This is a genomic window from Corynebacterium sp. ACRPH, assembly GCF_022347285.1.
GTDB lineage: Bacteria > Actinomycetota > Actinomycetes > Mycobacteriales > Mycobacteriaceae > Corynebacterium.
On the sequence record NZ_JAKRND010000002.1, the window covers coordinates 146567 to 165920 of the forward strand.

Genomic DNA, 19354 nt, shown 5'->3' on the forward strand with positions numbered 1-19354 from the left:
ACTCGCCGTTATTGCCCAGCCGGGACGAACGGGACCTGATCAACCAACCCAAACATCACAGCCAGCGGGATGGAGATGTTGCCGATCATCACGATCGCGGGCAGCAGGTAAGCGATCCACAGCATGACCTTGCGGGTGCGGTGGCCGGTGATGCCCAGGTCCGAGGTGGCAGTCCAGATGCCGTGGGACAGGTGCATGAACAGGATCAGCATCGCCAGGATGTAGAAGATAGCCACAGCCGGGCGGTCAAAGGATGCAATCAGGTTCTGGTAGGCGGCGTGTGCGCCGTCAGTCGGGCCCTGGAAGTCTTCGGAAGCGACCGGCTTTACGCCCATCGTCAGATCCAGGATGTGGAAGATGATAAACAGCAGTAGCACGATACCGGTGACGATCATGCTGCGGGCGGTAAAGGTATTCCAGCTACCAACCATGCCCTTACGGCGGTAACGGCCGCGGGACTGGTGGGCACGGCCGGTCAGTGCAAATGCACACCATACGTGCAGGATCAGGGAAACCAGCAGCACGATACGAGCAACCCACAGGAAGGACTCGTGCGGCAGCAGCGGGTAGCCGAATTCACGCAGGAAATCAGCGTAGGTGTTGAAGGATTCGGCCCCCATGTAAACCTTCAGGTTTCCAACCATGTGAACCAGGACGAACAGCGCGAAGATGATGCCCGTGATGGCCATCGTCAGCTTCATCGCCCACGAAGGGAAGCCTGGCTTCTCGCGCAGGCTCGAAGTTCTCAGTTTTCCGTGAGCGATTGCCTCACGGTCGTCATATTTAACAGTCATGGCACCTCCAGTGTCATAGACACTGTATGTGCTTTAGCCCCCTCGGACTACTCGTGTACCTGCATATTCCCGCTCTTACACCCCGTTATGGGGTATAACATTTCCGCAATACAAGCCTTGCAAAAATACCCATAACGGTACGACCGTACTGTTAGATTCCCCCTAAGAGACCGTCGTCGCTCAGCGTCACACTGGTCACACGGCTTTCGGGGGTTACCCTGTTTCTTTCTTATTGACGCCACGCCCCAACTTCTTCACGCCCACCACCCACCTCACAGAGAATGCGGGGGTGACGGCGCGCGCTGGCGGTAGGCGTCAGAAAATATATATTTTTATAGCTTTACCCAGTGATCCGGGGAACCATGCTTAGAACCGCCGTCTGCGTCCCGGGCAGCTTCGCCCCCATCAGCCCCGTCGGCGCGGTGTTCACTGAGCAGCGTCGCCCCCTTCACAACGACGGGCTCGTGGCCGACCACAACCTCCTCGCCCATAACCCAGATCGGACCGACCTTGCGGTCGCCCTCCTCCAGCACCAGCTCTACCTCACCGGGGCGAACCTCCACACGCAGGCGCTCGCCGTGCAGGGTGATGTGGTAGGTCAGGGACTCCCACTCGTCCGGCAACCGCGGATCGATGGTGAACTGCCCGTAGAAATCGCGGAAGCCGCCGAAGCCGTTGGTCAGCGCCGTCCACGCGCCACCGCAGGAGGCGATGTGCACGCCATCTGAGGCGTTGTGGTGCAGGTCGCCCATGTCCACGAACAGACCGCGGTAGAAGAACTCCTCTGCCTTCTCCTTGTAGCCCAGCTCCGCGGCGATGATGGACTGCACGACGGCCGACAGGGTGGAATCTCCCGTAGTCAGGATGTCGTAGTAGTCGTAGTCCGCGCGCTTGACCTCGGTGGAGAAGCGCTGCCCCTGCAGGAACAGCGCCAGCACCACGTCGGCCTGCTTCAAAATCTGATAGCGGTAGATCGTCAGCGGGTGGTAGTGCAGAAGCAGCGGGCGCTTCGGGCCGACCTCCGGATCGTCCAGATCCCAGATGCGGCGATGCAGGAACTGGTCGTCCTGGGGGTTGACCTTCAGCTCCTCGTTGTACGGGATGTACATGCACTCGGCGGCCTTGCGCCAGAGGTCCACCTCGGCCTGCGTGATGTGCTTCAGGTTCTGCAGGTTGCGGTATTCCTCCGGGCGCTCCTTCTCCGTCTGGCTCACCACCGCCGCCGCGACCTCCAGGTTGTACTGGGCCATCACGTTTGTGTACAGGTTGTTGTTCACCACGGTTGTGTACTCGTCCGGGCCGGTCACAGAGTGGATCTCGAACTTGTCTTGCTCGCTGTTGAAGAAGCCGATGGACATCCAGAACCGGGCGGTCTCCACCAGCAGGCTGATGCCCTGCTGCAGCAGAAACTCCGTGTCGCCAGTCGCGTAAACGTACTTCATCAGCGCAAACGCGATGTCGGCATCGATATGATACTGCGCTGTACCCGCCGCGTAGTAGGCCGAGGATTCCTGGCCGTTGATAGTGCGCCACGGAAACAGGGCGCCATCGTGGGATAGCTCCAGTGCGCGCTTCTTGGCCGCAGGCAGCATGTCGTAGCGGAAGCGCAGGGCGTTGCGCGCCAGGTTGGGGTTGGTGTAGCAGAGGAACGGCATCACGTAGATTTCCGTGTCCCAGAAGTAGTGGCCGCCGTAGCCGGAGCCAGTCATGCCCTTTGCTGGCACGCCGTTGGTCTCCGCGCGGGCGGAGGCCTGGATCAGCTGGAAGATGTTCCAGCGCACTGCCTGCTGCAGCGCGGGCTGGCCGGCGATGCGCACGTCGGAGCGCTCCCAGAAGCGGGCCAGCCACTCGGCCTGGTTATCCATCAGGTTGCTAAAGCCCACCGACTTCGCGCGGTTGATGGTGCGTGCGCAGCGGAACGCGAGCTCCTGCGGAGCTACGTGGCGGGAGGAGTGATACGCCGTGAACTTCTCCAGGCGCATCTTCATCCCCTTCTTGCCGTTCAGGTGGTACGTCACGCGAGCGACGTCCTCTTCCACCTCCGTGGAGACCTCCACGCCGGTGTCCACACCCGTGTCCGTCTCATCCGAGGGGTTGTCGATGTCCAGGATGTGATCCATGGAGGCCGTCACGGTCATGCCCGAGTGGTTGATCTGATAGCCCAGCGTCGCACGCTCCGGCTCCGTGCTGGACTGATACTTCGGGATGAACACGCGATCCTGGAACTGCTCGCCCTTGCGCGGGTCGAAACCCTCCTCGCCGGCCACGCGGGCGTTGTTATCTGGGAACTCTCCCTGGCCGTCCTCGCGGTTCAGTAGCTGGGAGGAGACCACGACGGCCGCCGGCGCGTCCAGCAGCTCGACCTCCAGGGACTGAAGCGCCAGGTGGCGCTCCTGGAAGCTCACCATGCGCTCGGAGGTCACGCGTACGTGCTTGCCGCCCGGAGTGCGCCAAACCAGGCTGCGGCGCAGCACGCCCTCACGGAAGTCCAGGCTGCGGTTGTATTCCATGACCTCCGCATTGCCCAGGCGCAGCGGCTCGTCGTCGATGTACAGTCGCATAGCCTTGGCATCTGGCACCGAGACGATGCTCTGCCCCGTGCGCGCCAGGCCGTAGGCATCCTCCGCGTGCTCAATGTCCCAGGTCTCGTGCACCCCGTTGATGAACGTGCCGTGAGTGTGGGAATCTCGGCCCTCCTCCGGGTTGCCACGCAGCCCCAGGTAGCCGTTGGACAGCGCAAACAGCGTTTCGGAAACCCCCAGGTCCATGGAGTTCGGGCGGGTCTCGATCAGTGCCCACTCGTCGACCGGGTTGTTGTCACGATCCACGGACTCCAGCGGATTCACCGCGGTGTGCTTCATGTCGGCACGGAACCCCTCCGCACGCAAGTCACCGCCGTCAACCGGGCGCTTGTACCCCGGCTCCGCTCCCTCGCGGCGGGTTGCGAGGAAGTCCTTCAGCCGCTGGTCTTCCGGGCTGCGCTTGGTCTGTCGTTGCGCGTTGATTCCCATAGTGCTTCTGGTTTCTCCGTCTAGTTCTGTCTAGTTTTGTGTAAGTTCGTGTAGTTCTGTTTCAGTCTGCGTAAGTCTGTGCAGTTCTGTGCCGGTTGTTCGTCTAAAGGTTCTGCTCGCTAACCTCGGCCGCGTGCTCTAACCCAACAGGTCCGCCAGGTCATCGACCACGATGTCCGCGCCGTGTTCGTGCAGCGCCTCCGCACCGGCCCCACGGTCCACGCCGATCACCAGCCCGAACCTGCCTGCCTTGCCGCTGGCCACACCACTGGTGGCATCCTCGACCACCACAGCATTTTCCGCACTGGCGCCGAGCTGCTGCGCGCCATACAGGTACGTATCTGGTGCGGGTTTACCCGGCAGGTTCTTTTCGGACGCCACCTTCCCATCCACAACAACCTCAAACCGATCGAGCAGCCCCGCCGCCTTGAGCACCGGGCGGGCGTTCTTCGAGGAGGAGACAATCGCAATCTGCGGGGCCTTCTCCCCCGCCGCGGCGCGATCCCGGATGGCATCCAGCAGCCGCACGGAGCCCTCGTAGGCCTGCACGCCTTCCTCCACCAGCTTCAGGAAGTCCGCGTTCTTGCGGGCGCCCAGGCCGTGGATCGTCTCCTGATCCGCGTTATCGTCCGCGTTGCCCTCCGGAACCTCAATGTCCCGGCTGGCCAGCAGGGCGGCCACGCCCTCGTCGCGGCGGCGGCCGTCCAGGTAGTCGAAGTAATCCTGTTCGGTGTAGGGCTTAGCGCCCTTGGCCTCCAGGAAAGCGCTGAACATCCGTGCCCACGCCTGACGGTGGAGCTCTGCGGTCGGGGTGATCACACCGTCGAGGTCGAAAAGTACGGCGTCAAAATCAAAGAGAGATCGGGCGGGCGGGGTGCCAAAGGTGGTGACGGACAAAGTCGGGCTCCTTCCGGGGCGCCTTGGTGAATGTGCGGTCGTGCATGTGTGTTCGCGTGACCACCAGTCTAACCAGGGGGTCGGACAACTGTCCGTGCAAGGAAGCTGCAAGGAAGCTGCACGGAAGTGGGCATAGGAAAACCGCCGGGTGAGGCGGGCTCACACCGGCGGTTAGGTCCTTAAACGCTTTAGGTAGCGTTGGCCTCGCGCGAAGCTTTAGGCGATGCCGTTTTTAGCCTTGAACTCCAAACGACGGGCGTGCAGGATCGGCTCGGTGTAACCAGCCGGCTGCTCCAGACCCTTAAACACCAAATCCTTCGCAGCCTGGAAAGCCACCGACTCATCAAAGTTCGGCGCCATGTTCCGGTAGTTCGCATCACCAGCGTTCTGCTCATCCACCTTCGCAGCCATACGCTGCAAAGACTCCAGAACCTGCTCCTCAGTCACCACACCGTGCTTCAACCAGTTAGCCAGGTGCTGGGAATTAATACGGCAGGTAGCGCGATCCTCCATCAGGTCAATGTCGTGGATATCCGGGATCTTGGAGCAACCAACACCCTGCTCCACCCAGCGAACCACATAACCCAGGATGGACTGGGAGTTGTTGTCAATCTCCTCGGCGATCTCCTCAGCAGACCAATCAGCAGACTCCGCCACCGGGATAGTCAGGATGTCACCCAGAGTCTCGCGGCGGCCCTCGGTACGCAGCTTGTCCTGCACCTCGAAAACATCCACCTCGTGGTAGTGAGTTGCGTGCAGCGTCGCACCCGTCGGCGACGGAACCCACGCAGTGGAAGCACCCTCCTTCGGCTGGCCGATCTTCTGGGCCAGCATGTCAGCCATCAGCTCAGTCTTGGCCCACATACCCTTACCGATCTGCGACTTACCCGGCAGACCATGCGCCAGACCAGCATCCACATTGTTGTCCTCGTAAGCCAACTTCCACGGCGCGGTCTGCAGATCCGCCTTACGCACCATCGGGCCAGCCAACATGGAGGTGTGGATCTCGTCACCAGTGCGGTCCAGGAAGCCGGTGTTAATAAACGCCAGACGCTCCTTAACCTGCGCGATGCAAGCATCCAGGTTAGCGGTGGTACGACGCTCCTCATCCATCACACCAACCTTCAGGGTGAAGCGCTCCAGACCCAGCAGATCCTCCACAGCACCGAACAGGTCGTTGGTGAACGCAACCTCGTCCGGACCGTGCTGCTTCGGCTTCACAATGTAGATCGAACCATTACGGGAGTTACGCAGCGGGTTGTTCTCATCCAGACCCGGGATCGCAGCAGCCGAAGTAATGACGGCATCCATGATGCCCTCGAAGATCTCCTCACCATTCTGGTCCAGGATCGCCGGGTTCTGCATCAGGTGGCCAACGTTACGCACAAACAGCAGGGAACGACCGTGCAGACGCAGCTCCTGACCATCACGGGAGGTAAACACACGATCCTCGTTGAGCTTACGAGTGAAGGTCTTGCCGCCCTTCTCCACTTCCTCGGTGAGGTTGCCGGTGTTCAGGCCGAGCCAGTTGCGGTAGCCCAGGGTCTTGTCGGTTGCGTCGACGGCGGCGACGGAGTCCTCGAAGTCCATGATGGTGGAGACTGCGGATTCGAGGTTCAGGTCCTTCACGCCGGCCTTGTCGGTCTTGCCGATCGGGGACTCCGGATCGATCTGGATGTCGATGTACAGGCCGTTGTTGTACAGCAGGATGTCACTCGGGTTGGCCTTGTCACCGCCGAAGCCCGCGTAGACCTCCGGGTTGCGCAGGTGCACGTCGTTGCCATCGATGGTGGCGGTCAGCTGGCCGGACTCGACGGCGTACTTGGTGACGTCCTTGTGGGAGCCGGACTCCAGCGGTACAACGCGGTCCAGGAACTCGCGACCCCACTCGATGACCTTGTCGCCGCGGACCTTGTTGTAGCCGGTGCCCTTCTCCTGGCCGTTCTCCTCAGAGATAGCGTCGGTGCCGTACAAAGCGTCGTACAGGGAACCCCAGCGAGCGTTCGCTGCATTCAGCGCGAAGCGAGCGTTCAGGATCGGCACCACCAGCTGCGGGCCGCCGGTCGTGCCGACCTCCGGGTCGATGTTCTGGGTCGTAATCTCGAAGTCGCCCGGCTCGTCGACCAGGTAGCCGATTTCCTTCAGGAAGGCCTTGTACTCCTCCGGGTCCTGGGCGCCCTTGTGGTCGGCGTACCAGGCGTCCATCTTCTTCTGCAGCTCGTCGCGAGTGTTCAGCAGCTCGCGGTTACGCGGGGTGTACCCCTCGACGATCTTGCCGAAGCCATCCCAGAACTTCTCCTGCTCCTCGACGGAATCCTTGCCGATGACGGGAAGTACCTCAGTGTTAACGAAGTCATAGAGAGTCTTGGCAACCTGAAGGCCGCCGGCTGTTACGCGCTCGGTCTGGGTCATAGTGACGTGGCTCCTCACATATCAATCGATTTACCTATTTAAAGGTCTCTACCCTCAAAGACTAGGTGAGTTCCCTCACGATCGGTATGAAGTTGGTCATAGATCGCACTTTGTCCACCCCCACCGACGGGGACTATCGGGCAAGCTTGTTCCTCTTTTTCTTTTTGACGCCACGATTCAACCCGTGGCGCACCACACCTATAAGCGCAGTAAGAGAGCCACATCACGTTCAAGCGTTAAGGCGTCACTTAGAAACAGTGTGGAGAAAAACTTTACAAGATTCACAAAAAGGGGAGCCACCCCCACACAGAAATATCCGCCTGACCGGCATTGACGTGGTTATTTAGGTTGGTACTCTCGTAGGTAGAGACACGGAACGCAGACTTCACCTAGGCTGCACTGGAAAGTGCTGTCGAGGTTCTCGAATATGCGGCTCGGTGTCCCCCCGCCAGGAACCCCCGGGCAGGGACCAAGACATAACTCTCCCCTTAATGAGTAAGGAAGTGACCCCCTACATGTCGAACGTCGGCAAGGCACGTACCGCTGAAGAAATCCAGAAGGACTGGGACGAGAACCCCCGCTGGGCTAACGTTGAGCGCGATTACACCGCAGAGCAGGTCGCTGAGCTGCAGGGCACCGTTGTTGAAGAGCACACCCTGGCACGCCGCGGCGCTGAGATCCTGTGGGAAGCAGTCAACAAGGGTGACGACTCCTACATCAACGCCCTTGGCGCCCTGACCGGTAACCAGGCCGTTCAGCAGGTCCGCGCAGGCCTGAAGGCTGTTTACCTGTCCGGTTGGCAGGTTGCAGGTGACGCTAACCTGTCCGGCCACACCTACCCCGACCAGTCCCTGTACCCGGCGAACTCCGTTCCGTCCGTTGTTCAGCGCATCAACAACGCTCTGTCCCGCGCAGACGAGATCGCTCGCGTTGAGGGTGACACCTCCGTTGACAACTGGCTGGTTCCGATCGTTGCCGACGGCGAGGCTGGCTTCGGTGGCGCACTGAACGTCTACGAGCTGCAGAAGGCCATGATCAAGGCCGGCGCTGCAGGTACCCACTGGGAGGACCAGCTGGCCTCCGAGAAGAAGTGTGGCCACCTGGGCGGCAAGGTTCTGATCCCGACCCAGCAGCACATCCGTACCCTGAACTCCGCACGTCTGGCAGCGGACGTTGCCAACACCCCGACCCTGGTTGTTGCTCGTACCGACGCTGAGGCTGCTACCCTGCTGACCTCCGACGTTGACGACCGCGACAAGCCGTTCCTGACCGGCGGCCGCACCGCTGAGGGCTTCTACAACGTGCAGAACGGCATCGAGCCCTGTATCGCCCGTGCGAAGGCATACGCTCCGTACGCTGACCTGATCTGGATGGAGACCGGCACCCCGGACCTGGAGCTGGCTAAGAAGTTCGCTGAGGCAGTCCGCGAAGAGCACCCGGACCAGCTGCTGGCTTACAACTGCTCCCCGTCCTTCAACTGGTCTGCACACCTGGACGACGACACCATCGCCAAGTTCCAGAACGAGCTGGGCGCAATGGGCTTCAAGTTCCAGTTCATCACCCTGGCTGGCTTCCACGCTCTGAACTACTCCATGTTCGACCTGGCTTACGGCTACGCCCGCAACCAGATGTCCGCATTCGTCGACCTGCAGAACCGCGAGTTCGACGCTGCCAAGGAGCGCGGCTTCACCGCTGTGAAGCACCAGCGTGAGGTTGGTGCTGGCTACTTCGACCAGATCGCCACCACCGTTGACCCGAACTCCTCCACCACCGCCCTGAAGGGCTCCACCGAGGAGGGCCAGTTCCATTAAGCCGCTTGCTTCCAAGCGCTAGGAACTAGCTCGCGGGCTTTGCAGCCCGTACTCTGTTAGAGCCCGGTCAGCACGAAAGTGCTGGCCGGGCTCTTTGCTGTCTGGAGGCAGTTTGGCCTGCCCGTTAGTTGCGTTGAAACCGGAACCTAGACGACCACCGAATATACTGGTGAACACCATGGGAAAACCGACTGAACGCAGATCCGCACGCACCCCTGCACGCGCCCCTGAAAGCAACACCGAGCGCCCCTTCGTCGGCTCCCGCCTTCGCCAGCTACGCAAGGAACGCGGAATCTCCCAGGCCCGCCTCGCGGAGATCCTGGACCTCTCCGCCAGCTACGTGAACCAGATCGAGCACGACGGGCGCCCGCTGACCGCCGCCGTGTTGGAGCGCATCACCGCCGCCTTCGGCATCGACCCAACCTTCTTCGCCGACCAAGACTCCACTCGCCTGCTGGCGGAAGTCCAGGACGTCACCCTGGACCCGGAGATCAGCCCCACCCCGGCGGACGTCACCGAACTCGCAGCGCTGGTGAAGAACCACCCGGACCTGGCTCGCGCCTTCGTGGACCTTCACTCCCGCTACCGGAATGTCTCGGATACCCTCTCGCTGCTCACCGAGGAGCGCGTGCAGGGCTCCGCCATCCTCTCCATCACTCCCAAGGGTGAACTCTTCGGCCGGGCCTCCGGACCAGAGGCGTTCTCTATGCCGCACGATGAAGTCCGCGACTTTTTCTACGCCAGGCAGAACTACATCGATGTTCTGGATGTAGCGGCGGAGAAGTTGGCGTCCAAAATTAACATCGGGGCGAACCAGATACACCACACAGAACAGATCATCGCCGAACGGCTACAACAGGTGCACCGAGTGCAGGTGATTTACTCGCGCGACCTGGGCGATACACAGCACAAGTTCGACCCGCAGAAAAAGACGCTCCACGTGTCGTCGAAGATGCGCCCCGGACAGATCGCGTTCCGACTGGCCACCGAACTGGCGTTCCTGGAGGCCGGCACGACCATCAACTCACTGGTGGAATTGGGGCACTTCCAGTCCGAGGAATCCCGTGCTCTTGCCCGACGCGGTCTGGCCAGCTACTACGCCGCCGCACTGCTATTGCCCTACCGGCAGTTCCACAGTTCCGCGGAGGAATCGCGCTACGACCTGGAGTTCCTCATGCGCGAATACGGCGTGGGTTACGAGACGGTCTGCCACCGCCTCTCCAGCCTGCAGCGCCCCAGCCTGCGCGGCGTGCCCTGGACCTTTGTGCGAGTGGACCGTGCGGGCAATATGTCCAAACGCCAGTCAGCGACGGGCCTGCACCTGTCGAACTCCGGCGGCACGTGCCCACTATGGAACGTCTACGAGACGTTTAGCTACCCCGGCAAGATCATGCGGCAGATCGCGCAGATGCCAGACGGGAGAACCTACCTGTGGATCGCGCGCACCGTGAACCACCACCGTGCGGCCTGGGGCCAGCCGGGCAAGATGTTCGCCATCGGGCTGGGCTGCGAACTGCGGCACGCAGACCGGACGGTCTACTCGGACGGGCTGGACCTAGAGGACACGTCCGCGGCAGTGCCTATCGGCTCCGGTTGCCGGCTGTGCCCGCGCGATAACTGCCCGCAGCGCGCATTCCCACCGATCCACCGCTCGTTGGAGATCGACCCGCACCGTTCGAGTGTGTCGCCCTACTAGTTCGCCCTACTAGCGCTAGTCGCCGTCGAAAAGCCCGACGATCTGCCTGCGCTGCAGTTCGCGGCGGTTGTATGTGGCCTCGCGCACCGATTCGTCGGTATCGAAGCTCGAGCCGAGCGCCCCGCCGAGGGTACCTAGTGACGCCGCAAACCATGCCAGTGTCAAATAGTCCAGCGGCGTGATAGTGGAGTTCACTCGGCTTTCGAAGAAGGGCACCGGCACAACGGCGGCGCTGACCAGCAGCATCGTCAGGTAGATCAGGGCATACACGCCTGTCGCGGAGATCAGTACCGTACCGGTGGTGGCCAGGTTATCCATCCGGGCGCGCCACCACTCGACGCTGTCGGAGGAAGCCTGTGTGGAGGTTGCATCGGCGCCGACGCTCAACACGGACGGTTCCGCCTTACGGCTATATCCCCCGTTCCACAGGCCATTTTTGTAGATCAACCAGAAGGTCAGCAGGGTGATGGAAAGGATGGTGATCATGATCTGCCGCCACGGGCTAATCAGGTAGGACATCTCCCACACCGAACCGTAGAATATGCCGAAGCCGCCGGTGGCCACGCCCGTGGCCAGGCAGCTGGAGAGCACCTTGATCAACTGGCCGGGGCGGTTACCGCGGATCATCCCCAGCAGCAGGCGCAGGGTGCGCCCACGGCCTTCGAGTACGCGGGTGGTATCGGCCTCTACGTCGCCGCCCTCGATCTCGTCTACACCCTTTTCGCGCTGACCGGCTCCAGCGTGCTTGCCACAGACCAGGCGTGACAGTTCCTGCCGCAGCCCCTCCTTGGCACGCAGCAGGCCGAAGGCGGGCAGGCACAGCATGGTGGCCTTGCCCTGCTCGACGGTCTGGCTGATTACCGGCCTGCGGGTGGTCAGCGGCAGGTCGGTGACGTACACCAGGCGGTCCCAGCCGTAGTCGCGCAGGATTCCGGGGGCGGTGTCGGCGAGGCGGACGTTGCCGAACTCGTCCATCGGCAGCGTTCCGGTGCGGAATTCGAGGATGGGCTTGGTTCCGGAGACGTGATTCTCCGAGGCCTTTGCTAGCTGTTGGAGCATGGCGCGTACGCGCACCGCTGGCAGTCCTCGGTCTGCCAGCAAGCCAATCTTCTCTGGCAAGTCTGGGCACCAATCGTGGCAGGGGGAGGGATTCGGAGGGATTTGCTCGAAATCCTACTCTACCTGCGCCTTAACAGGGAAATGCTGGCCGTTAAACGCAAAACCGGCCCGCGCCCCTTCCGAGGGAAGCTTCCGGTACAGGCGCGGGCCGGCCAGTGAGCCGATGAATCCTCTTAGAGGTTGATCATGTGGCCGCCGGCGATGCCGTGGGCAGCCTCCTTCATGGCCTCCGACAGGGTCGGGTGCGTGTGCACGTTGCGGGAGATCTCCTCGGCCGTCAGGTCGAAGCGCTGTGCCAGGGTCAGCTCCGGCAGCAGTTCGGAGACATCCGGGCCGACCATGTGGGCGCCCAGCAGTTCGCCGTACTCAGCGTCTGCTACCAGCTTCACAAAGCCCACCGCGTGACCCAGGCCCTGTGCCTTGCCGTTGGCGGTGTAGGGGAAGGTGGCGACCTTCACCTCGCGGCCTTCCTCCTCTGCCTGCTTCTTGGCGGCTTCCTCGGTGTAGCCGAAGGATGCAACCTGCGGGAAGCAGAAGGTGGCGCGCGGCATCATCTGGTAGTCGCCGAGCAGCTCGGTCTCCTCGCCTGCGATGATCTCGGCGGCAACCACGCCCTGCGCTTCGGCAACGTGTGCCAGCTGCAGCTTGGCGGTGACGTCACCGATGGCGTAGATGTGCGGAACGCTGGTGCGCATCTCGTCGTCGATGTCGATTGCACCGCGCTCGGTCAGCTTCACGCCGGTGTTCTCCAGGCCGAAGCCCTCCACGCGGGGTGCGAAGCCGATGGAGACCATCACGCGGTCTGCCTTCAGCGTCTCAGTCTTGGAGCCGTCGGCGGACTCGATGTCCACCTCCACGCCCTTGCCTTCGCCCAGGTCGCGGACGGCGGTGGTCTTGTGACCTGTCTTCAGGGTCACGCCCAGCTTCTTGTACGCGCGAGCGATTTCCTTGGAAACGTCCTTGTCCTCGTTCGGCAGGACGCGGTCCATGAACTCAACAACCGTGATGTCTACGCCGAAGTTGGACAGCACGTAGGCGAATTCCATGCCGATGGCGCCAGCGCCGATAATGACCATGGAGTCCGGCTTGTTCTCGTCCAGGATCTGCTCTTCGTAGGAGACGATGTTGCCGCCCAGCTCTACGCCCGGCAGGGACTTAACAACGGAACCGGTGGCGATGATGCAGTTGTCGAAGGTGATGGTCTTGTCTGCGTCGCCACCGTCGGAGACCTCGATGGTCTTGTCGTCAACAAAGTTGCCGCGGCCGTGGATTTCCTGAATCTTGTTCTTCTTCATCAGGTAGTGCACGCCCTTGACGATGTTGCCCGAGACCTTGCGGGAACGCTGGTGCGCAACCTTAAAGTCCATCGAGATGTTGTCGCCGGTAATGCCGTAGGTCTTGGCTTCCTTGGTGATGGTGTGCGCAAGTTCGGCGTTGCGGATTAGCGCCTTCGAGGGGATGCAGCCCACGTTGAGGCATACGCCGCCCCAGTACTGCTCTTCGATAACGGCGGTCTTCAGACCCAACTGAGCGGCACGAATCGCCGCCACGTATCCGCCAGGGCCTGCTCCGAGTACTACTACGTCAAAATGTTCTTTAGCCACAAGCCCCAAGGGTACTTAATGTTCGTCTCTCGTGTTTGTCGGGCTCGTCTTGCTCTTGATCCCACCCTTTGTCTCGCCCTTTCTCTTTCTTATTGGCGCCACCCGCCTCCCCAGCTCGCATCCCCGCTTTTGGGTTTAACGGAAAAAGTTTTTCCTCCTTTGGGTTCCCAAAATTCTCGCAGATTAGGTAATGTTCCCAATGTCCTTAGAGATTTGCTGTGGATTTCTTGAATATTCCCCGAATATCCGCCGGAAAAGCCCTGCAGACCTCTCCCCCTCACTCATTCGACTGACCCCCACGCCCCGGGCAAGAAATACTGACGTTTTCCCAGCGTGCCCCACAGAAGGATCAATTCTATGAAGCGAAGCATCGTCCGCACTCTCGCCGCTGTCACGGCTGCGATCGCCCCGTTCGCAACCGTCGCGGTCACCGCACCGGCTACCCAGGCCGCTAGCGTCTCCGCCGCCCAGAAGGCAGACGGCATCGCGCCGGCAACGCTGAAGATGAACTCCACGACTCCGAACCAGCCGGCAGAATCCACCACGTGGCGTAAGAACATCAACGCGCTGCGGGCCAACGGGTTCGACAACGTGCAGGAGGTCTCCGCTTACTCCCCGTCGATGAAGCGCCACATCCCGCTGGTCGTCATCCAGCCGAAGGACAAGGCAAAGCGCGACAACGCTCCGACCCTGTACATGCTCAACGGCGCGGACGGTGGCGAAGGCATCGCCAACTGGCTCCGCCAGACCGACATCGTCACTTACTACGGCGGCAACGAGGACCCTAACAAGGGCACCGTCAGCCCCGGCATTGGCGCCAACATCGTGATCCCTATGAGCGGTGCATACTCCTACTACACCGACTGGATCACCGAGCCGAACACTCCAGCGATTAAGGGTCCGCAGAAGTGGGAGACCTTCCTTACTCGCGAGCTGCCACAGGCCATCGAACCGGCTCTGAAGGCTAACGACAAGCGCGCGATCGCCGGCATGTCCATGACCGGCACCACCTCCCTGCTGTACGCGCAGCACCACCCGGGCTTCTACGACTCGGTCGGTTCCTTCTCCGGCTGTGCTGCAACCACCACGGGCCTGACCCCGCAGTTCATCGACCTGGTTCTGAACCGCGGTGGCACGGACTTCACCAAGATGTGGGGTCCGGTCAACGGTAAGGTGGCTCGCGACAACGATGCTCTGATCAACGCTGAGAAGCTGCGTGGCCAGAAGAACATCTACGTCTCCACCAGCTCCGGGTTCCCCGGCGAGCACGACATGCCATGGTCCGAGCGCGTGAACGGCCAGCTGTCCTCCGCAGCTCAGGTGATCTTCGAGGGCGCTGTCATCGAGGGCGCCACTAACGCCTGCACCCGCGACCTGGCTCGTAAGACCAACTCGCTGGGCATTCCGGTGAACTACAACTTCCGCCCGGCAGGCACCCACCAGTGGGGCTACTGGCAGGATGACCTGCGCGGCTACTGGGGCGACCTGGTTGCCGGCCTGGGCACGGGCGTCAAGCGCCCGCCGCTGGTGCCGACCAAGCCGATCTCCCCAGAGCAGTTCTGGGAGGGCTCCACCGCGGGCTCCCGCTAGTTCTCAGGCGCTCTCACACAGCGCCAGATAGCAACACAACCAGATATAACAACACTTCCCCCGCCACAGACCACCTCCGTGGCGGGGGTTGTCCTATGCAGATAGTAGTGTGCCTTACATGAAGCAATCCCAACAGCAGCCTCGTCCATTCCGCAGCTCCCCCATCGCCGGAGCTCGGGATGCCTACACGGGCGTGGACTTCAACCTCGGGTTCCACGTGCTGCGCTACGACCTACAGTTGGACTACGACGTTGAACCCAACCGCCTGCGCGGCGTGGCGCGCCTGGCGGTCGAGAACTACCGTCCGCTGAAAACCATGACGTTGGACCTGGCCAATAACCTGGCCGTTAACCGCGTGGAAGTCACCGGCCACGGGGCGGCTGCCAACAACGGAACGATGAAAATCCGCCGCTTCCGGCACAACGGCAACAAGCTAACGATCACTTTCGCAGACGAGATTGCCGAGGATCAGTCCTTTGACCTGACCATCAAGTACGGCGGCTACCCGCGCCCGCTGCGCTCCAAGTGGGGCGAGGTTGGCTGGGAGGAAACCGACGGCGGAGCCCTGGTGGCAGGCCAACCCAATGGCGCCCCCAGCTGGTTCCCCTGCGACGATACGCCGGACGAAAAGGCGATGTTCCGCGTAGCCATCACCGCCCACCGGGACGTCACCGCCATCGCCCACGGCACCCTGGTGGAGCAGTACAGCAAGGGCAACAACACCACTCGTGTGTTTGAAACCAACTATCCCATGGCCACCTACCTGGCCGCGGTGTACGTCGGCCCCTTTAAGCGAATCGACTTCCGCAGTGCGGAGCTCGGTCGCAAGACCGTCCCGGTGTTCGGCTGGCTCCCCGAGGGCACGGAGCACGCCAAGCGGGTCCGTGAGCTGGTCAACGAGGATTTCGGCCAGCAGACGGAGATGGTCGAGGTCTACTCGGAGCTCTTCGGCACCTACCCCTTTCCGGAATACTCCGTGGTGGTCACGGACGAGGATATGGAGATCCCCCTCGAAGCCCAGGGCATGAGCATGTTCGGCTGCAACCACGCCGACGGCAAGCACACCTGGGAGCGCCTGATCGCCCACGAGCTATCCCACCAGTGGTTCGGCAACTCCGTCGGCCTGGTGGAGTGGCGGGATATTTGGCTCAACGAGGGCTTCGCCTGCTATTCCGAGTGGTTGTGGTTCGAAAAGTCGCAAGACATCCCCGCCGCCCACCATGCGTGGGCGCACCACCATGCGCTCGCGGAGAAGCCGCAGGACATTCTGCTGATCGGCCCCGGTGCCGAAGACATGTTCGACGACCGGCTGTACAAGCGCGGAGCCGTCACCGTCCACGCCCTACGCGTGCTGCTGGGTGACGAGGCGTTCTTCGACATGGTTAAGCGCTGGACCACGCAGCACCGCATGGGGTTGGTGGAAACGCGCGACCTGGAGAACCTGGCAAACACCGTCGCCGAGGAAAACGGTGTGGCCCGAAGTGAGGTACAGGGTCTGTTCGACCGCTGGTTGCGTCACCAAGAACTACCCGAATTCCCCGGCGGTGAGGGCATCGAGCTCAGCGAGGAGCAACTGCGCGAGCTGCCCGCGGGCCCTGCTGCGGAAATGGTCGATGCCTCCGGGCCGGCGCGTGCCGTGGATGCACTGAAGCGCGTCGGACAGCGGCTCGGCAAGCTCGGCGAGAGGCTGCATGACTAGCCCTTTCTGGGCCGTCGGACGGGTTAACTAATGCGCGCCATATCGCTCGCCACAGTCTTCGTGGCCATCGCCGGTTACCTGGTGATTTGGGTTGCCAATAAGGGGCTGACCACCGCCGGGTACGAAGACTTCATGGTCTACTGGTCGCTGTTCTTCGCGATGACGGGCGTGCTGGACGGGCTGATGCAGGAGACCGCCCGGGCCGTCTCCACCCGGCGCGCAGTGGTGGGCGCCCCGCAGACTGACACTGCGCAGGCTGGCACGTTGCGGGCTGACACTGCGCGGGCAGGCACCCCGCGCCCGTTCGCCCTGACAAGCTACATCGCCCTGGCTATCGGTCTGATAGCGCTCGTCACTGGACCGTTGTGGATCGGCCAGCTCGTGCCTGGACTGACCGGGTGGGGGCTGGTGCTCATAGCCATCGGCCTGGCCTGTTATACGTTCCAAGCGACGGTCTGCGGCCTGCTGTCCGCCAACCACTCGTGGCCGAGCTTCGCCTGGCTGATGGCCATCGATTCCGGGGTGCGGCTGGCGCTGGCCGTCGTCGCGTGGGCTCTGGGCTGGCAGCTGCTGGCCTACCTGTTCGTCACGGTGATTGGCGCGGCCACTTGGCTGCTGATTCTCGCCTGCTCCCCCGCTGCTAGAGCCACCCTGCGCGACCGGGCGGACGTGCCCACCCGCCCGTTCCTCTCGCGCACGGTCAAGGCCATGGTCGCCTCGGGCGCGAACGCCGTGATGATCACCGGTTTCAGCGTGCTGCTACGCTACACCTCGGACGCGGACGTCGGCCCTGGTGCGCTCGCCGCCACCATCACCGCGATCACGCTCACGCGCGCGCCGATCCTAGTACCACTCCAGCGCTTCCAGCCTGCGCTTATCGTGCACTTCACGAAACACCGCGAGCGCGTCCTGCGCGCCGCCGCGCTGCCCATCACCGCGGTGGGAGCCGTCGCGGCCATCGGAGGTATCGCCGCCTACTTCCTCGCCGCGCCACTGATGGGGCTATTTTTTGACGCCGCCGTGATCTCCTCCCCCGCCACCCTCGGATGGCTCACGCTCGTCTCCGGAGCGACGGCCATCCTAATGATCAGCGGCTCGGCAGCGCTCGCGGCGGATCGCCACAACCTCTACACGGCCGGGTGGCTGATTGCGATTGTCCTGTCCACGGCGGCGCTCATGCTTGACTATTCCCCCGATACGCGCGCCATCTGGGCGCTGGCAGTCGGCCCGAGTGTGGGTGCGGCGGTGCAGCTGGGCGTGCTCGCGCTTGCTGCCCAAAGCACCGCCCACGCCCCCGCCCAGACAAGGAAAACCGAAGCCTAGTTCCGCTGCTGCTCCGGGGTGGGAATGAACTTCTTGGAAGTCAGCGTCACCACAATAAGACCGATAAAGGCAACGACCGCACCGAAGCCCAACATCTCGGTGTAGGTGAACCAATCCTTCAGGCGCGAAAGGATCATCGGGAAGAAGAATCCGATGTAGGTGATCGTGTAGAAGAAGGCAGTCAGTCCGCCGAGGTCGTCGGCGCTGGCGATGCGCTGAACCTCCGTCAGGCCGGTGATTAGGCATACGCCATAGCCGGTGCCCAGGATGAGGCCGACTGCGACCGTTCCGGCCAGCGAGCCGACGTGAGCGGTCCAAGCTGCAACGACCATGCCGATAATCACCAGCACCAGGCCGATCTGCTGGGCCTGGGAGTTATTCGGGTTGATGTACTTGGTGGAAACCTGCTGGATGCCAAAGCCACAGGCCAGCGCGATGGCTGTGATGCCAGCCGAGAAGGCGATGGGATAGGGAACCTGATCCTGTGCCAGGCTCGGCATGATCGCATAGGCCACACCGGCGCAGCCGAAGACCCAGGGGGCGATCGGAACCACGGCGGTGAGAAAGCGCGGGTGCCGCAAGGAGGGCACCTTGAGGTCCGACCAGAAGGAGCCCTCCATCTTGAGGTGCGCGTTCTGGCGGGTCTCCGGCACACCGAGGATGCCGATCATGGACACGGCGCACAGCAGGATGCTGAGGATGTAGGGAGTCTGGCCCGGTGCGGGACCCCACTCCGCCAGCACGCCCGCCAGCGCCGCACCAACGGCGAATCCCAAGGTCAGGGACATGGTTGCGCGGCGAGCCCCAGACCCCTCCTGTGCGCTGGGGTCGAACGATGGGGTGGAAAGCTCCTTGATCCATGCACCGCCTGCGGTCATCACAATGCCGACGGCAAATCCGCTGAGCAGACGACCGGTGAAGATCAGTGGCTCATTCATTTCACCGACGGCGATGAGGACACTACCGACAAGACTGATGATCGGGGCGGGAAGCATGACGACACGGCGGCCGTAGCGGTCCGAAAGCGGGCCGCACAGCAGCAGGCCCGCCGCGATGCCGGCGGCGTAGCAGGCCAGGAGGGCATCGACGAAGACAGACCCAAAGACGTTCTCACCTCGGTAGAAGACCATCATCGGAGTGAACTCGTTGCCCGCGTAGGCGACCGCCAACACGGCGAAAGCAACCAACATCCAGTACTTCTTCTCCGCGCGGGTCTTGGCTCCGCGAGTGGAAGGCGCTACCTTGCGGCTGCGCACGGCATTATTCTGCTTGCTCTGCGCGTTCTGCTCGGGCGTATCCACTTCCCGGTGATTCTCGTCAAATGTGTCCTCGGCCATAAGGGCAAGCCTAGTCATCCGATAGGAGACCACCAACGCAACGCTGCAGCTACTACGCTCC

Annotated in this window: 12 protein-coding genes; 5 read left to right on the top strand and 7 right to left on the bottom strand. The window is 62.3% G+C overall.

The features are described 5' to 3' along the window. Positions 1 to 8: 8 nt before the first annotated feature. The 4 genes from MHX66_RS01705 to MHX66_RS01720 all read right to left on the bottom strand — a co-directional run bounded on the left by MHX66_RS01705 (position 9) and on the right by MHX66_RS01720 (position 7114). Positions 9 to 794: a succinate dehydrogenase cytochrome b subunit gene (locus MHX66_RS01705; RefSeq protein ID WP_239198949.1), complete on the bottom strand. Its 786-nt coding sequence runs from the start codon at positions 792 to 794 to the stop codon at positions 9 to 11. Positions 795 to 1126: 332 nt separating this feature from the next. Next, positions 1127 to 3805 carry a glycoside hydrolase family 65 protein gene (locus tag MHX66_RS01710; RefSeq protein WP_239198952.1) on the bottom strand — a complete coding sequence of 893 codons (2679 nt, stop codon included), beginning with the start codon at positions 3803 to 3805 and terminating at the stop codon, positions 1127 to 1129. 138 nt (positions 3806 to 3943) lie between these two features. Then, entirely contained in the window at positions 3944 to 4702 is a 759-nt protein-coding gene (locus tag MHX66_RS01715) for an HAD family phosphatase (RefSeq protein WP_239198955.1), read from the bottom strand. A 216-nt stretch (positions 4703 to 4918) separates the two neighbouring features. After that, positions 4919 to 7114: a malate synthase G gene (locus tag MHX66_RS01720; protein ID WP_239198958.1), complete on the bottom strand. Its 2196-nt coding sequence runs from the start codon at positions 7112 to 7114 to the stop codon at positions 4919 to 4921. A 515-nt stretch (positions 7115 to 7629) separates the two neighbouring features. Here MHX66_RS01720 and aceA point away from each other — a divergent pair. Together aceA and ramB are read left to right on the top strand one after the other, a co-directional pair. Then, positions 7630 to 8925 carry an isocitrate lyase gene (gene aceA / locus MHX66_RS01725; protein ID WP_239199092.1) on the top strand — a complete coding sequence of 432 codons (1296 nt, stop codon included), beginning with the start codon at positions 7630 to 7632 and terminating at the stop codon, positions 8923 to 8925. 178 nt (positions 8926 to 9103) lie between these two features. After that, on the top strand, positions 9104 to 10621 hold the full coding sequence (ramB, locus tag MHX66_RS01730; RefSeq protein ID WP_239198961.1) for an acetate metabolism transcriptional regulator RamB: 1518 nt from the start codon (positions 9104 to 9106) through the stop codon (positions 10619 to 10621). A 15-nt stretch (positions 10622 to 10636) separates the two neighbouring features. Here ramB and MHX66_RS01735 read toward each other — a convergent pair whose 3' ends face one another. After that, positions 10637 to 11740 carry a hypothetical protein gene (locus tag MHX66_RS01735; RefSeq protein WP_239198964.1) on the bottom strand — a complete coding sequence of 368 codons (1104 nt, stop codon included), beginning with the start codon at positions 11738 to 11740 and terminating at the stop codon, positions 10637 to 10639. Positions 11741 to 11913: 173 nt separating this feature from the next. Then, positions 11914 to 13344: a dihydrolipoyl dehydrogenase gene (lpdA, locus tag MHX66_RS01740; RefSeq protein WP_239198967.1), complete on the bottom strand. Its 1431-nt coding sequence runs from the start codon at positions 13342 to 13344 to the stop codon at positions 11914 to 11916. A gap of 357 nt (positions 13345 to 13701) precedes the next feature. On the opposite strand from lpdA, the gene MHX66_RS01745 reads away from it, so the two are divergent. The 3 genes from MHX66_RS01745 to MHX66_RS01755 all read left to right on the top strand — a co-directional run bounded on the left by MHX66_RS01745 (position 13702) and on the right by MHX66_RS01755 (position 17956). Continuing rightward, positions 13702 to 14934 (top strand): alpha/beta hydrolase family protein, encoded by a 1233-nt coding sequence (locus MHX66_RS01745; protein ID WP_239198970.1) that lies wholly within the window; start codon positions 13702 to 13704, stop codon positions 14932 to 14934. Between the two features lie 118 nt (positions 14935 to 15052). Continuing rightward, positions 15053 to 16633: a M1 family metallopeptidase gene (locus MHX66_RS01750; protein ID WP_239198973.1), complete on the top strand. Its 1581-nt coding sequence runs from the start codon at positions 15053 to 15055 to the stop codon at positions 16631 to 16633. Positions 16634 to 16663: 30 nt separating this feature from the next. Continuing rightward, a complete protein-coding gene (locus MHX66_RS01755; RefSeq protein WP_239198976.1) occupies positions 16664 to 17956 on the top strand; it encodes a hypothetical protein in 1293 nt (430 codons plus the stop codon). On the opposite strand, the gene MHX66_RS01760 is transcribed toward MHX66_RS01755, so the two are convergent. Further along, positions 17953 to 19293: an MFS transporter gene (locus tag MHX66_RS01760; protein ID WP_239198979.1), complete on the bottom strand. Its 1341-nt coding sequence runs from the start codon at positions 19291 to 19293 to the stop codon at positions 17953 to 17955. The genes MHX66_RS01755 and MHX66_RS01760 overlap by 4 nt on opposite strands. Positions 19294 to 19354 lie beyond the last annotated feature (61 nt).